At 41.7% G+C, this 14034-nt stretch carries 19 protein-coding genes; 7 read left to right on the top strand and 12 right to left on the bottom strand.

Features of this window, described 5'->3' with window-relative positions:
* The 5 genes from ggt to VRK28_RS08040 form a co-directional block, all read right to left on the bottom strand.
* A complete protein-coding gene (ggt, locus tag VRK28_RS08060; protein ID WP_332393700.1) occupies window positions 1-1686 on the bottom strand; it encodes a gamma-glutamyltransferase in 1686 nt (561 codons plus the stop codon).
* A gap of 142 nt (window positions 1687-1828) precedes the next feature.
* Entirely contained in the window at window positions 1829-2641 is an 813-nt protein-coding gene (locus VRK28_RS08055; protein ID WP_332393699.1) for a substrate-binding periplasmic protein, read from the bottom strand.
* Between the two features lie 25 nt (window positions 2642-2666).
* Window positions 2667-3035: a response regulator gene (locus tag VRK28_RS08050; RefSeq protein ID WP_055198910.1), complete on the bottom strand. Its 369-nt coding sequence runs from the start codon at window positions 3033-3035 to the stop codon at window positions 2667-2669.
* Between the two features lie 70 nt (window positions 3036-3105).
* Complete coding sequence (locus VRK28_RS08045) at window positions 3106-3648, bottom strand: DUF6942 family protein (RefSeq protein ID WP_244269387.1); 543 nt, start codon at window positions 3646-3648, stop codon at window positions 3106-3108.
* Entirely contained in the window at window positions 3645-4094 is a 450-nt protein-coding gene (locus VRK28_RS08040) for a YaiI/YqxD family protein (RefSeq protein ID WP_062565438.1), read from the bottom strand. The genes VRK28_RS08045 and VRK28_RS08040 overlap by 4 nt, the downstream gene beginning before the upstream one ends.
* 104 nt (window positions 4095-4198) lie before the next feature.
* Here VRK28_RS08040 and VRK28_RS08035 point away from each other — a divergent pair, with 104 nt between their 5' ends.
* Window positions 4199-4732, top strand: coding sequence for a lipocalin family protein (locus VRK28_RS08035; RefSeq protein WP_062565439.1), 534 nt, complete (start codon window positions 4199-4201; stop codon window positions 4730-4732).
* Window positions 4733-4937: 205 nt separating this feature from the next.
* Here VRK28_RS08035 and VRK28_RS08030 read toward each other — a convergent pair whose 3' ends face one another.
* Genes VRK28_RS08030 through VRK28_RS08020 form a run of 3 tightly spaced genes read right to left on the bottom strand, consistent with a single transcriptional unit; the run spans window position 4938 to window position 7212 of the window.
* Window positions 4938-5273 (bottom strand): DUF3325 domain-containing protein, encoded by a 336-nt coding sequence (locus tag VRK28_RS08030; protein ID WP_062565440.1) that lies wholly within the window; start codon window positions 5271-5273, stop codon window positions 4938-4940.
* On the bottom strand, window positions 5270-6871 hold the full coding sequence (locus VRK28_RS08025) for a PepSY-associated TM helix domain-containing protein (RefSeq protein WP_062565441.1): 1602 nt from the start codon (window positions 6869-6871) through the stop codon (window positions 5270-5272). The genes VRK28_RS08030 and VRK28_RS08025 overlap by 4 nt, the downstream gene beginning before the upstream one ends.
* A complete protein-coding gene (locus VRK28_RS08020; protein ID WP_244269388.1) occupies window positions 6868-7212 on the bottom strand; it encodes a hypothetical protein in 345 nt (114 codons plus the stop codon). Before VRK28_RS08020 ends, VRK28_RS08025 begins: the two co-directional genes overlap by 4 nt.
* Before the next feature lie 201 nt (window positions 7213-7413).
* On the opposite strand from VRK28_RS08020, the gene VRK28_RS08015 reads away from it, so the two are divergent.
* The 4 genes from VRK28_RS08015 to VRK28_RS08000 are packed head-to-tail and all read left to right on the top strand — an operon-like array spanning window position 7414 to window position 9817.
* Window positions 7414-8106 carry an aspartate/glutamate racemase family protein gene (locus VRK28_RS08015; RefSeq protein WP_062565442.1) on the top strand — a complete coding sequence of 231 codons (693 nt, stop codon included), beginning with the start codon at window positions 7414-7416 and terminating at the stop codon, window positions 8104-8106.
* 9 nt (window positions 8107-8115) lie between these two features.
* Complete coding sequence (locus tag VRK28_RS08010; RefSeq protein WP_062565443.1) at window positions 8116-8478, top strand: VOC family protein; 363 nt, start codon at window positions 8116-8118, stop codon at window positions 8476-8478.
* Between the two features lie 19 nt (window positions 8479-8497).
* Window positions 8498-9079: a uracil-DNA glycosylase family protein gene (locus tag VRK28_RS08005; protein WP_062565444.1), complete on the top strand. Its 582-nt coding sequence runs from the start codon at window positions 8498-8500 to the stop codon at window positions 9077-9079.
* 3 nt (window positions 9080-9082) lie between these two features.
* Window positions 9083-9817 carry a phytanoyl-CoA dioxygenase family protein gene (locus tag VRK28_RS08000; protein ID WP_062565445.1) on the top strand — a complete coding sequence of 245 codons (735 nt, stop codon included), beginning with the start codon at window positions 9083-9085 and terminating at the stop codon, window positions 9815-9817.
* A 47-nt stretch (window positions 9818-9864) separates the two neighbouring features.
* Here VRK28_RS08000 and VRK28_RS07995 read toward each other — a convergent pair whose 3' ends face one another.
* Complete coding sequence (locus VRK28_RS07995; protein WP_062565446.1) at window positions 9865-10422, bottom strand: hypothetical protein; 558 nt, start codon at window positions 10420-10422, stop codon at window positions 9865-9867.
* Between the two features lie 112 nt (window positions 10423-10534).
* Here VRK28_RS07995 and arfB point away from each other — a divergent pair, with 112 nt between their 5' ends.
* Together arfB and VRK28_RS07985 are read left to right on the top strand one after the other, a co-directional pair.
* Entirely contained in the window at window positions 10535-10948 is a 414-nt protein-coding gene (gene arfB / locus VRK28_RS07990; protein ID WP_062565447.1) for an alternative ribosome rescue aminoacyl-tRNA hydrolase ArfB, read from the top strand.
* 135 nt (window positions 10949-11083) lie between these two features.
* Window positions 11084-11404, top strand: a complete 321-nt coding sequence (locus tag VRK28_RS07985) for a hypothetical protein (RefSeq protein WP_062565448.1) — start codon at window positions 11084-11086, stop codon at window positions 11402-11404.
* Window positions 11405-11420: 16 nt separating this feature from the next.
* On the opposite strand, the gene VRK28_RS07980 is transcribed toward VRK28_RS07985, so the two are convergent.
* Genes VRK28_RS07980 through VRK28_RS07970 form a run of 3 tightly spaced genes read right to left on the bottom strand, consistent with a single transcriptional unit; the run spans window position 11421 to window position 14011 of the window.
* Window positions 11421-12455 (bottom strand): DUF2955 domain-containing protein, encoded by a 1035-nt coding sequence (locus tag VRK28_RS07980; RefSeq protein WP_062565449.1) that lies wholly within the window; start codon window positions 12453-12455, stop codon window positions 11421-11423.
* Between the two features lie 13 nt (window positions 12456-12468).
* Window positions 12469-13530 carry an HlyD family secretion protein gene (locus tag VRK28_RS07975; RefSeq protein ID WP_062565450.1) on the bottom strand — a complete coding sequence of 354 codons (1062 nt, stop codon included), beginning with the start codon at window positions 13528-13530 and terminating at the stop codon, window positions 12469-12471.
* Window positions 13531-13534: 4 nt separating this feature from the next.
* Complete coding sequence (locus VRK28_RS07970; protein WP_058584360.1) at window positions 13535-14011, bottom strand: MarR family winged helix-turn-helix transcriptional regulator; 477 nt, start codon at window positions 14009-14011, stop codon at window positions 13535-13537.
* Window positions 14012-14034 lie beyond the last annotated feature (23 nt).

The following is a 14034-nucleotide window of genomic DNA, read 5'->3' as shown; positions in this document are numbered from 1 at the left end:
CTAATACCCAGCAGCCTGTCCGTCTTTACGGGTTTCTGATGCGCCGTAATAAACGCCGGTTTTTGGGTCTTTCAATATTGCTTGATAACCACCGTATGGGCCAACCGCGTCTTGTAAAGTGTGGCCTTTTTTCATTAACTCGCGGCGGGTTTCCATTGAAAAACCTGACTCTAAGCTAACAAAACCACCGTCTTCCATAATCTCACCGGTTGGCTGCGATGAACCTGTGTGCAGAATACGTGGTGCATCACCGGCTTCTTGCAGGTTCATGCCAAAATCAATCATGTTGATAAGTATTTGAGCGTGCATTTGAGGCTGTGTGGCGCCGCCCATTACGCCATAACTCATATATGGCTTGCCATCTTTGGTGACAAAAGCAGGAATGATTGTATGAAATGGTCGTTTGCCTGGCTCATATTGGTTCATGTGGCCTTTTTTAAGGGCGAACATTTCGCCACGGTTTTGCAATACAAAGCCTAATTTTGCCGGTGTCATACCTGAGCCCATGCCACGGTAATTACTTTGAATAAGCGAAACCATGTTGCCGTCTTTGTCGGCGGTCGTCATATAAATGGTATCGCCTTCTACTGGGCCTGCGTGGTCACGTTTTGCGGCTTTGTTAGGGTCTATCAGTTTGCGTCTTTGGTCAGCATATTGCTGCGATATAAGTGTTTGTACGGGAATAGTGTTAAACGCTGGATCGGCGTAGTACTTAGCACGATCTGCAAACGCGAGTTTTTTCGCTTCAACAAAGGTGTGTACGTATTCAGGGCTATCAAAGCCCATTGCTTTAATATCGTAACCTTCAAGAATATTCAGAATTTGCTGTGCAGCAATACCTTGGCCATTTGGTGGCAATTCCCAAAGCGTATACCCTCTATAATCGGCGCTCACAGGCTTAACCCATTCACTATGGTGCGCAGCTAAATCTTCATACGATAAGTAGCCGCCGTTTTCTTTCATATAGCGACCAATTTCTTTAGCAATATCGCCTTTGTAAAAGGCATCGCGGCCGCCTTTGGCAATTTTACGATAGGTGTTTGCAAGGGCTGGGTTCTTAAAGATTTCTCCTTTTTCAGGCATAGCCCCATCTGCCATATAAACATCTTTAAAGCCTGGGTATTTACCACGAGCAGCCACACTTTTTTGCATGTAATAAGCAATCAGTTCAGACACAGGGAAGCCATTTTCAGCGTAGTCGATAGCAGGTTGGAGTAAGGCTTTCATTGGTGTTTTGCCAAACTTTTTATGTAACTCAAACCAACCAGGTACCGACACAGGCAAGGGCCCATAAGCAGGAATGTAGTCACCTTGTGCTTTTAAAGTATCAAAAGACAAGCTTAGTGGTGAACGACCTGAGGCATTTAAACCGTAAAGTTGCTTGCTTTTGTTATCCCAAACAATGGCAAATAAATCGCCACCAATTCCACACCCGGTCGGTTCAACCAAACCAAGCACTGCATTTGCCGCAATAGCTGCATCAATGGCATTACCACCGTCTTTTAATACTTGTAAGCCCACTTGCGTAGCTAACGGCTGTGATGTTGCAACCATCCCTGATTGTGCGATGACTTCAGAACGACTAGCAAAGTTATGGCCAGTGATGCGATCGTAAGCTTGAGTGGCGCCTGTTGCGCCTAAGCATACTGCTAGCACTAAGCTTTTAAATAGTGGAGTTGGTTTCATAATTTTTTGCCCTTTTTGTTATTTTTATCACTATAAAAAGCAATTAAAGATGAGGCAATGGCTTTGCGTTCTAGCGCGAAAAATCACGATTGACTTCAAAAATAAGAAAAACAGCGGCTAACTTACCTAAAACCAATCCAATTTAGTAAATAGCAGAACCATTTAAGCACTGCTGTGCAACTGTCAATGTTTCGCCGTGAGAGTGCATATCCTCTGCTACAAACTGATCAACAAGAGGGTCAATCAGGTTTTCTTGCTTCATGGTATCGAGGGCCTGTTGCAGCTTAGTGACCACCTCTGGCGATGTATTTTTGTTAAGTGCTAAGTAATTACCCACTAAGGCAGGGTGCTTTAACTCAAATACCGGCGTGACTTGGTCTGGGCTCATACCTACATTCATCAACTGTGATGAAAGAGTGAGAGAGGAGCCAATCAGCAAGTCATGCTTACCTTGCTTAAACATTTTTAGCTCTTCAAACTTTTTTGAGTAAGTTAAAAATTGCTGGCCTTCAGTAAGGCTAAAATCAGCAAGAACGGTTTGATAAACATCACCACGAGATACGCCAATGGTGTAGTTTTGCAACGACTGTGTACTTGTCACTTTAATGTCGTTGCGAGCATTTAAACGGTATAAACATGAATGTCCAGATACCAAAGGACCAACCCAGTAAAATTGAGTTTCTCGCTTTGCGGTGCGTGAAGTAGAATAAATTCCAGCATTGGGTTGGGCGAGTGTTAGTGACATTGCGCGCTTCCAAGGCAATACACTAAACGTACAGCTCAACTTGGCTCTTTCGCACAAAGATTCCATGATTTTGGTGTTAATACCGGTGAGTTGATTGTGCTGCACAAAGTTATAGGGAGGGAATACTTCGGTGTATAAAGTCAATTGTTCTGCACTCGTCATGGCAGTGCTGGCAGTGAATAAACTCACTATTGTTAAATGCTTAAACATCGCTCTTAACTCCAGTTTTTGCAGGTTATTCTGGTTTAACAATTCGACTTAACTGCTTTTGCAGTGTATTTAAACAAAAAGGCTTAATGATAAAACCGTTCACTTTTGCTGTGATCATCTCGCTTACTGTTTGTTTACTGTCTTCGCAGGTTACCATCAATACAGGTAAATCACTTAGGACTGGGTTTTCACGAATATGATTAAGCAAACATTTGCCATCCATTTTCGGCATATGCAAATCAGTAATCACCAGATCAAAGCTGTGTTTTTCTAGTAAATCAAACGCTTGAGCGCCATCAGTCGCCTCCGTTATATCCTTATATTCAAGCCTACGCAACATGTTTATCAACACATGGCGCATAAGTGGCATATCGTCAACGACCAGTATTTTCATCTAAAGTACTATTAAGTATTACAGTATTTAAAGCTTAGTTTGCTAACTCAATAACGCAATAAACCAGAAACTAAGAAAAAATATCTGCAACAAGCTGGCTAAGTCGTGCAATTTTAATATTGCTCAATTGGCGGTAATCAAAATAGGGGCAAACAATCACTTTATCTGATTTACTAATAGCAAATTCATCGTCAAGCCAAGTTAGCTGGCAATGCAAAAGCCCGTCATTTATAAGCTGCTTAGCATGAGTTCTCCCTGCAATTATATGTAATTGCTCTGGTTTGCCTAATATCGGTGGGCTAAACAGTAATGCAGTTTGGCTATGTGTTTGCAGTAGTTGTTCATCGCGAAAGCTCTGCCAATCAGGTGCTCTTTTTGCAAAATCATAATATTCACTTGGTAGTGCAAACAGCACTTTACCATACACGTTAAAAACTTTGCGCCAACCATTTCCACATGCTTGGTTTATTTCGTTTATTTGGCCGGGTTGCATTGCATGCAAATGGTCAAGCTGTTGCCAAGCAGGCATCGGTGGGCGCTTTTCTATATAAACAGCGACTCTAAAGGCTTCATCACCAAAACCCTGCAGTGGCATACTTTTAACGACACTCATGACTTTTTAGCGAGGATTCGATCTAGGTTATTTGCAAAGTTTTGGCGGTCAGCTTGGCTTAACGGCGGCGGGCCACCGGCCATTTCAACGCCACTTGAGCGCATTGTTTCCATAAAATCACGAACATTTAAACGTGAGCGAATGTTTTCAGTCGTATACAACTCACCGCGTGGATTAAGCGCTTGGGCACCTTTTTCGATAACTTCAGCAGCTAAAGGAATATCACCGGTGATCACCAAATCATTTGGCTCGATGCGCTTAACAATTTCGTTATCGGCAATATCAAACCCAGAAGATACCTGCAAACGGCTAATAAACTTTGAGGGTGGCACTCGCATCGCATGGTTCGCCACTAATGTGGTAAAGGTTTGTGTGCGCTCTGCGGCACGAAACAATATTTCTTTAATAACGACGGGGCAGGCGTCTGCATCAACCCAAATCTTCATGCTGTTCTCAATCTTTAATTTTAGACATTAATAGTTTACCGTAATTGAACTAAATTAGTGCTATTAACGTATTAATTTGTTTAATTTTTAAAGGGAGTAAAAACGTGCAAACATCATTAAAGTTAATCGGGGTTTTATGTATCACAGCCATTTTATCTGCTTGTACAGGCGTGCCAGACAACATCAAACCCGTCGATAATTTTGAGCTAAACAAATACACAGGAACCTGGTACGAAATTGCACGTTTAGATCATTCATTTGAACGCGGCCTTGAGGGCATTACCGCTGAATACTCAATTAACCCTGATGGCAGTGTAAAAGTTATCAATAAAGGTTACAGCGCCGAAGATAAAGAATGGCAGCAAGCTGAAGGTAAAGCGAAGTTTGCAGAGCAACAAGACATTGGTCACTTAGAGGTATCATTCTTTGGGCCATTCTATAGCTCATATGTAGTGTTTGAATTAGATAAGCAAGACTATCAATACGCTTATATTACTGGCTATAACAAAGAGTATTTATGGTTTTTGTCGCGCACTCCTAACGTTACTGAACAGCAAATGCAGGACTTTATAAACACAGCAAAAAAATATGGTTTTAAAACAGACGAACTTATTTATGTTGACCATGAGAGCTTGTAAAGGGGCTTTACAACTGTCTTTAAACTATCACGAATTTGCAACACAACTGTAATGGATGCTAGGCAAACTTAGCGTCGTTAATTTGAAACAACATGTGATCCCCCAATTTAATCCCCTGCTTGGGTAGGCATTGCCTACCCATTTTTTTATTACTTAATTAAGCACTATTGCGAATTGGTATCAGATCAGTTTTTTACTAACTACACTACAAAATCATCACCGAAAAGCCACTCAACAGCAAAACAGACATAGTTAATACACTGACATGCTTTACCCATGAAACAGTAAAACTGTATAAAATCATGAGCATAAGTACACTTAAAGCCATATAACCGCAAAATAGCAATGCGCCGTACCCAGCATCTGACAGCACGCAAAGCACCAAACTTAGTAAAATACTGATCCAGCCGCTGAATAAAAAGCTACTTCGCTGTTTTTCGGTTAATTTCTTTTTAAATACATCACGGAAATGATTGAATTTTGCAAGTGCAAAACAATTAAAGCCTAAAAAGCAGAGACTAAATTGCAGTAACTCCATCATCCTTGTTGCTCCTTTAACAGCCTGTTTTTATTTAATTTAGTCTTATTTGTAGCGGTTTTATGGCTAGGTATTTTTTTGCTTTGTAGTAAAAACAGCAGCCCAGCACAAATAAACGCACTATCAATACCTAATAAGGCCCACTGCTGAGTTAGTAAATACGTGATCCAATTACCATCTGTTGTCAACGCATTTACCACAGGTACTAATAAGCAAGCAGCAGCGTTAAGCCAAGCACTATAGCGCCAGTGGCGTTTTTCTCGGCCGATCACAGCAACGATTAGCATCGCCAGCCAAGCTAAGAAAAACACGAGTATTTCTTTATCGGCACGCCCGGCTAACCCTAAAGGTAATAATCGATTAGCAATGAAGAACGCTGCGGTTGCAATTGGTAAACCCATCAGGGTGGCTAAATTTAGAGTCTCAACGAGCTTAAGCCCAAAGCTTGGTTTTTGGTCTGCTTTGAGCCTCTCGCGTAAGCGTTTTGCCCACATGATGCAGCCTGTAGCTATCATGGCACAGCCAGCTACGCCACAGAAAAAATACAACCAACGCAGCAACGGCTCGGCTAAACGACCACTATGTAATGCTGTCATTGAGTCATAAAACTGCGCCGAAGCGCTCCAATCTTCGCCTGAACTGGCTTCAAGCTCACCTGTTACACCACTAAATAAGTAGCGTGGTCCGTTATCTACAACCTCTTTGCCGGTTGCCAAATAAACCACGATTTGTGAGGTCGCTGTATTGGCATTTCTAACAAACACGTAGCTAATGTCGGCATTCGGTGACTTAGTATAAATCTGATCTAACACATCTTTGATTGCCACCATAGGGCGCTGCTCTTCACTGGGCTTTGCACGTTTATTAATAGGCAATGCCTCATCAAACATTTGCCTTAAGCCATTTTCATATACAGTCTCGGCAGGGTAGGGGAACAGCATAAATATAAGCGTGATAATCCCCGTGTAGGTGATCATAATATGAAATGGTAATGCCAGCACCGACGAAACATTGTGTGCATCGAGCCAACTTCGGCTGCCTTTGTTTGCTCTAAAGCTAAACATATCTTTAAAAATACGTTTGTGGATCACGATGCCTGTTATAAGCGCTACCAACATAAATAATGAGGCTAAACAAACAATTATCCGTGCAGTAAATACATCTATGTAATGTAAATCAAAGTGTAAGCGATAGAAAAAGTTACCCCCCTTAGTTTCCCGAGGTTCGGGTAATTGCTCTAAGGTATTAGGGTCTAGATGTGTATAGTTGAAAGGTGCACGGCGCTGACCAGGCTGTTTAGGCTCAGCAAACCCATAGCTTAAAACAGGGTTACGCGGCTCAGGTAAGTTTATCCGCCAAGATAATGAATTAGGTGCCTGTTGCTGTAATTGCGCAAACACATAATTAATTTGCTCAGCTTGAGACTGAACCCGTTGTGCTTGATGCTGCACATGGTGCGTTTCAGGTTTGGCCCAAATAGTGATTTCATCTTTAAAAAAGCTGATGGTGCCAGCAAAAAAGATTAAGAACAGTAGCCAGCATACCAGCAAGCCAACCCAGGTATGAAGCCAAGTCATTGAGCGGAAAAAGCTCTCTTTCATAACCAATCCTTAATTAATGAAAGGGCCAGCAATTGCCCACCAGTTGTTAGTAAAATAGTGATCCAAACAGTCTTTAAAGACTTAACTGCAAACACCCAAATAAACACACAACAGTAAAAAAATACCGATAGAGTCGTGGTTAACAGCACGCTGTCGAGTTTATTAAGTGGTAATAACACAGCTAGTAATGAAATAAGCACACTGGTAAAGGCGTAACCACCAATGATGGCTGCAACGAAACGCAAAAACACAGCAACACGATAAGATAGACTCACAGAGCGATTTTTAGCTGTATTTTTAGGGCGATTGGTAGTCACTGCATCTAATGATTGAGAATGCATGATAATCCCTTAAAAAATAACACGAGAAGAAAACCCCGTATTATATCGCCGACAAACAGAAAAGATAGTAGTTATCATTTGCATACACGTATTAAATAATGAAACAAAACCAACTAACTCGATCTGTTAGTAAAATAATGATCTGCTAGCTTTGTTCTGTGCAATATCATATGGTGTTAAGTAAATAAAAAGGGAGCTGCAATGAAAACAATAGGCTTAATCGGTGGCATGAGTTGGGAGTCTACACAAAGTTACTACCAGCTTTTAAATCAAGGTATTAAAAACAAACTTGGGGGGTTGCATAGTGCCAAGATAGTTCTCGTTAGCCTCGATTTTGCCGAAATAGCTATGCTTCAACAGCAACAAGATTGGCCACAGATGGCCGAGATACTCATTAAAGCCGCTAAGCAAGTTGAAGCTGCGGGCGCGGATTATTTATTAATTTGTACCAACACCATGCATAAACTTGCTGAGCAAGTACAAGCGGCGGTTGCAATTCCTTTGTTACACATTGCAGATGCAGTTGGTGAAAACCTGATCCAACATAACTTTAAAAAAGTGGCTTTGTTGGGCACCCAGTTCACTATGGAACAAGACTTTTACAAGCAACGCCTAGCTGATAAATTCGCCATAGATGTGTTAATTCCTGATACACAGAGGCGTGAAACAGTGCATCGAGTGATTTATGATGAACTATGTAAAGGCATCATCAGCCCAGAATCTAAAGCTGAGTATTTAACCATTATTGATGATCTAACTCAGCAAGGTGCTGAAGCCATTATTCTTGGTTGCACCGAAATAGCGCTGTTAGTTCAACAATCAGATACATCTATTCCATTACTTGATAGTACAGCACTTCATTGCGCTATGGCGCTTGAGAATAGTTTAAATTAGGAGCACACCATGTCGAACCACCATAGCTTAAATTATGTTGAATTTGCTGCTAAAGATTTAGCCGCAACAAAGGCATTTTTTCATCAGGTTTTTAAATGGCAATTTACCGACTATGGCCCTGAATACACGGCTTTTAGCGCTGAATCAGCGGGCCTTGATGGCGGTTTTTATCAAGCCCCATTAACTAGCTTAACCAATAATGGCGGCGCGCTACTGGTGCTTTATTCAAATAATATTAAAGAGACTCAAGCACAGGTAGAAAAACACGGCGGCACAATTATTAAACCCTTGTTTGATTTTCCTGGAGGCTGTCGTTTTCACTTCACAGAGCCAAGTGGTAATGAGTTAGCAGTTTGGTCAAAGCAAGCATAGATCATATTTTTACTAACTCATGAGTACTCAATCATTATTAGAACAAGTTAGTAAATGCGTGATCTGCGAACCTCATTTACCACTCGGAGCGCGGCCCGTTATTCAGTTTAACCCACAGGCTCGTATTTTAATTGCTGGTCAAGCACCAGGAATTAAAGTGCATGAAAGTGGCAAACCTTTTAATGATGCAAGCGGGCAAAGGCTTCGATGTTGGCTTGGTGTAACGAGTAATGAGTTTTACGATGAGCGCAATTTTGCTATCTTGCCGATGGGCTTTTGTTACCCGGGCAAAGGAAAATCAGGTGATTTACCGCCAAGAAAAGAGTGCGCGATTGCATGGCGTGAAAAACTCTTAGCGCAACTTAATAATATTGAGCTCACCATTATCTTAGGTAAGTACGCGCAGGCATATCATTTACCCCACACTAAGCAGCTACCTTTAACTGAGTTAGTAAAATCGTGGCGTGAATATTGGCCAAATTACTTGCCACTTCCTCACCCAAGCCCTCGCAATAATATCTGGCTAAAGAAAAATCCGTGGTTTGAGCAACAAGTATTGCCTGAGCTTAGTAGTAAAATACGTGCAATTTTAGCAAGGTAAAAAATGGAAAATAACTTTTTTGCTGAAAACGGCTACTACCATGTAAAGGGCCTTTACACAGAGAGTGAGCTTAGCAAGGTAAGGCCAATTCTCGATAAATTTCATCATCACTGGTTGCAAGAAAACCAATCTTTTTACCAATCCAGAGGGATTAATAGCTCAGGTTTGACTGGTGCTGCATGTTTAAGTGTTGAGGAAAAGTTTACTCTTTTTGAGTTTGTCAGCGCCAACACACTATTGAAACAGGTTAAGGGTATTGTTGCTGAGCCCCAGTTTATGAATACTCAACTATTCTTTAACCCTTACAACCCTAAACAGGCAAATTATTGGCATCGCGATATGCAGTATCACTTAGAGCTTGATGCGCAAAAGGCCGCTCTTAGCGGCCCTGAAGTGTTGCATTGCCGCGTTGCTTTTGAAGATGAGCCGGGAATAGAGCTAATACCAAGCAGCCATAAAAACTGGGATTCAGATGAAGAATTAATAGTTAGATTAGAACAGCAGGGCGCTCGAAATAGTGACTCACTAACTCGTGGTAAAAGTGTAGCACTCAAAAAAGGTGACTTACTCATATTTTCGGCAAATATGATCCATCGGGGCTTATACGGTATGAATCGTTTCGCCCTAGATATTTTATACTTTGAACGTCACCCAAGCCTTAATGAGTTTGTACAAACTGGATTTTTACCAACTGCACAACAAAAGCAGCATCTAAAAAACCCTATGGTATTCAAGTAAGCACAAAAAAGCGGCTTCTTAGCCGCTTTCTTTATTTTATTGTGCAGTTACTGCAACATTGCGAACAATTCTTTTAACTGCGGCATATACTGCTTAACTAAGTTAACGTTACTTTCGCTAACATTTGCTGTTGCAGTACTTGCTTTAACACCTTCTAAAGCACCTGCCATTGAGCGAGTCCCCGCATCAGATGAAGATGCTGTAAGGCTTTGTAAACCACTCATTGCTTGATTTACACGTTGCTTGTTCTCTTCTGACATACCCGCTTTAAGGTTTTCTAAATACGCCATTGATACCTCTGAGCCAACAGTAACTAACTGCTCAGGTGTGAAACCATATTGCTTGGTCAGGGCTTCAAACTCTGTGTATAGCTCGTGATCTTTAATGTGGCCTAATGCATCCATTACTGACGAACTGTCAACACCATCAGAACTACCTAGCATACCACCGAGATTTACAGTATCTAATTCAGACTGATTTTGTGACCAATTGACCACAGCAGGTAAGGCTTTTATATAACGCTGTAGCTGGCTTTCAGTAATATCTTCTGCGAAGCTAGAAAAACTCATCGCAAGTAGGCTCATAGAAATAAGTAGTGCTTTCATCGTGATCTCCTTTCTTTCAAAATGGTTAGCAACCGGCGCAAATAGTCGAGCTATTATGTTTAGCCAATTACAAATGTTACAATACCTTTTTTACCATAGCTAACTGAACCTGATGTTAATTATTTCTAATACCGTCAAAATTGATGAATGGGAACTCGACTTTAGTGCGATCCGCTCGCAAGGCGCTGGCGGGCAGAACGTCAATAAAGTAGCTACAGCTATTCATCTTCGTTTTGATATTAATCGCTCAAAGTTACCTGACTTTTACAAACAACGTTTACTTAATTTAAATGATTCTCGAATTACCAAAGAGGGCGTTATTGTCATAAAGTCGCAAAGTCATCGCACGCAAGAAATGAACAAAGAAGATGCGCTTAATCGTTTGAAAGAATTAATCATTAATGCAACACAAATACAAAAGAAACGAAGAGCAACAAAACCAAGTAAAAATTCTCAGAGAAAGCGCATGGACTCTAAAACAAAAAGAGGACAAACAAAAGCATTAAGAAAAAATGTAAAATTCTAACTTTCACATCAGAAGATCGTGTCAAAAATAAGCAGAACTGTAAAGAAGTGTAACTTGTTAACAAAGTTAATTGATGGTTAATCCTGCCGCGTCTATAATAGTCATACAATCTCACCATTAATGAAGGAGCCGCGTATGGGCCAGAAATCACGCATTGTTGCCGCTGCAATGATAACGCTGTCAGCTTTGCCTATGTCGAGTTTTGCTGTAGATTCATGGCAAGCCGGAAGCGCGTATCCGCAAGGTAGTGAAACCTGTTACAACGAAATTCTTTATAAAGCCAGATGGTGGGCAACCCCAGGAGAAGAGCCTGGCAGTTCACAATGGGGCGCTTGGGTTGCAGATGTCGCCTCAAAAACCTGTGTACAGAGTGTCGTAAAGAAACAAGACGATTTACTTAAGTCTCTACCTACAATTTTCGAACCAAATATCAATAAAAAAGGGAGTTCTGATTAACTCCCTTTTTTAATCTTTAATCAAACGTGTGATGCCTAGTCATTGCAAAGCGATTTAAGATGTGATGCATTATATACACCGCACATAAGCTCAATAGTATGGCCACAGACACCGACGAAAAACGATAGAGCGCACTGTAAACCAAATCTTGCCCCGGCCCTAATGACTGGCCAAACAAAATACCAAATGTGGTGATAATACCAAAGCCAACACCCGGAATACCGCCACCAATTATGTGATAACGACTAAAGATAAAGGTCAAAATCCACAGAATTAACGCAGGAAATATCAAAATATCTGTATGGTTATACAAAAATAACTGTGCCACTAACGCTAAGTTACAACCGATTAGGGTGCCTATCGCGCGCTGCCATGCAGCCATACCTGCCGCTTTCCAGCACAATGAAAATAATATCAGTACCGAGGCTGCTTGAGCGGAGATAGAGTCTTGTAAATCAAATACCTGAAATACAACAAATGATAAAGTCGCGACGGTTGAACAAAGTAATACTTCGTGGCGTATACTTTCTTTTGCTTTCTCTGGCATTACCCGACCTTGGCGTGGTGCAACATCAGGGAATAAACCATGCATTAGCATCGAAAACAGCACAGTTACGACAACTGCAACAGCGTTACTAATGATCAGCGGATAAATACTGACACCACCGCCGGTGTAGGTCGAAAAATGTAATTGAATCGACAAACTCACCACCGTTGTGGCGCCAAATAAAAAGTTAGCACCACGGCTCATTTGATAGAACAAAAAGGCAAAGGCTATAAAGCTCATCATTGTCATTACAACAGGCAAGTGTGCAAACAGCCCTTGCACAACCAGCACAAATAGCGCACTGAACACCGCGCCTGCGTAAAACTGACGAATAATATGCATGTTAAGCACAGGCACTAAACCGAGTAGTAGCATAGGATAAACAGTAAAAAAGATACCATTCGGCCAGTTCATCAATTTTGCCAGTGAAAACCCTAATGCTGAGCCCGTAGCAATGCGTAGTGCTTGGCGTAAGCCATTACCATCGAGTTGCAATACTGACATAACTCACCCAGCCTTAGTAAATGAAGTGCAGAACACTAATAAAGCGAATTTGCATGCTTGCAAACCAACTGCCAATGCTAGAGTCAGGCAAAAGCTGTACGGTTGCACGCGCACCACTTGGAAATTTTGCCAGCATCTGGTGTTCATCTAGCTTAATATGGATACGTTGACGCTGTGCATCTCGTACCCAACGGTTGCTGCTTTCAGTGGCACTGAGTAAACCGTTAGCATTAAGCTGGCCATCACTCACACCCGCTTCAAAACTAACAATTTTGCCTGTAAACACTTTGCCCGGTAGCGCATCAAAGCTGACTTTTGCAGTGCTACCAATTTGAACGTGAGCTAAAGACTTTTCACGAAAATCAGCCACTAAATCAGCTTTATTAGCAACAATCGCCATTAACGGCTGGCCCTTATTAGCATAGGTACCCGGTGTTACCTGTAAGTTTGCTGTTTTACCGTCGGTATCAGCTGTCACTGTGGTGTACGACAGGTTTAGTTTCGCTTGTTCAAGCTGGTTTTGAGCATGACGAAGCGCTAAATTGTCATCCCCTATTTTACCGCGCGCTAATTTAGCCTCGCTAAGCTGGGCTTCAATTGCAGCCACATTGGCTTTGCTTGATTGATAGTTCGCATTGATAGTTTCGTACTCTTGCTCTGAAATAGAACGCTTTTTCAATAGCGACTCACCGCGTTCAAACAGCAACGTTTGCTCATGTAGCTTAGCTTGAGCAGCCGCTAACTGTGCTTCTATTGCCTTCACACTACTATCTAAACGTTGGTTTTGTAGTTTTGCATCATCATATGCAAGTTCAGCTTGTTGCACGGCAAGCTCAAACGGCTCATCGTTAATCTTAAACAAGGCTTGCTGTTTTTCGACGGCTTGATTATTAGTCACTAACACGTCAGTCACACGACCACTTACCTGTGGGGTCACTTGCACAACCGGATGATACACACGGGCCTGCGGTGTAACAGGCATATACAAATCGGCAATCACAAAATATAAAAATAAAACAATAAAACCCGCTAAAGAGATTTTTACGTAACGGGCAAACTTTTGATCTGGTGTCATAACGTTACTTATCTCCTGAATAATGACGGATACACTGACGAGCATTCTGTTCCATCTGAATTAAGCCATGCGCCATGGTATCGAGTTGCTCAGTGGTTAAATCGGCATAAAGGTGCTCTTTCACATCGGCAATAATCACCTGCAATGTGTCTAACAATTGTAGACCTTGCTCAGTGAAGTACAGACGTTTACTGCGTTTATCTTCAGCGTCAGCTTTACGAGCAATAATCTCTTGTTGCTCAAGCTGCTTAATAGTGCGAGTTAGTGAAGGCATTTCAATGCCTAAGCTATTTGCCAACTCTTGTTGCGTACAACCTTGGTTTAAATGAAACAGGTGCATCATCGCAGTCCAGCGAGATTGAGTAAGGCCTAAAGGCTCAACCGCCAAAGTGACAGCATCGCGACATAAACGATGCACACGGCCCATACTGCCGCATAATGTTAAATCAAGAGTTTCGTGAAAAGGGGGAGTGGAAGACATGATGCGCTCCATTTACTTAGCAT

The sequence above is a fragment of the Pseudoalteromonas sp. P80D2 genome, assembly GCF_036680945.1.
GTDB lineage: Bacteria > Pseudomonadota > Gammaproteobacteria > Enterobacterales > Alteromonadaceae > Pseudoalteromonas > Pseudoalteromonas shioyasakiensis.
Note: the sequence above shows the minus strand (reverse complement) of the source record. Positions and strands in the feature narration are given on the sequence as shown.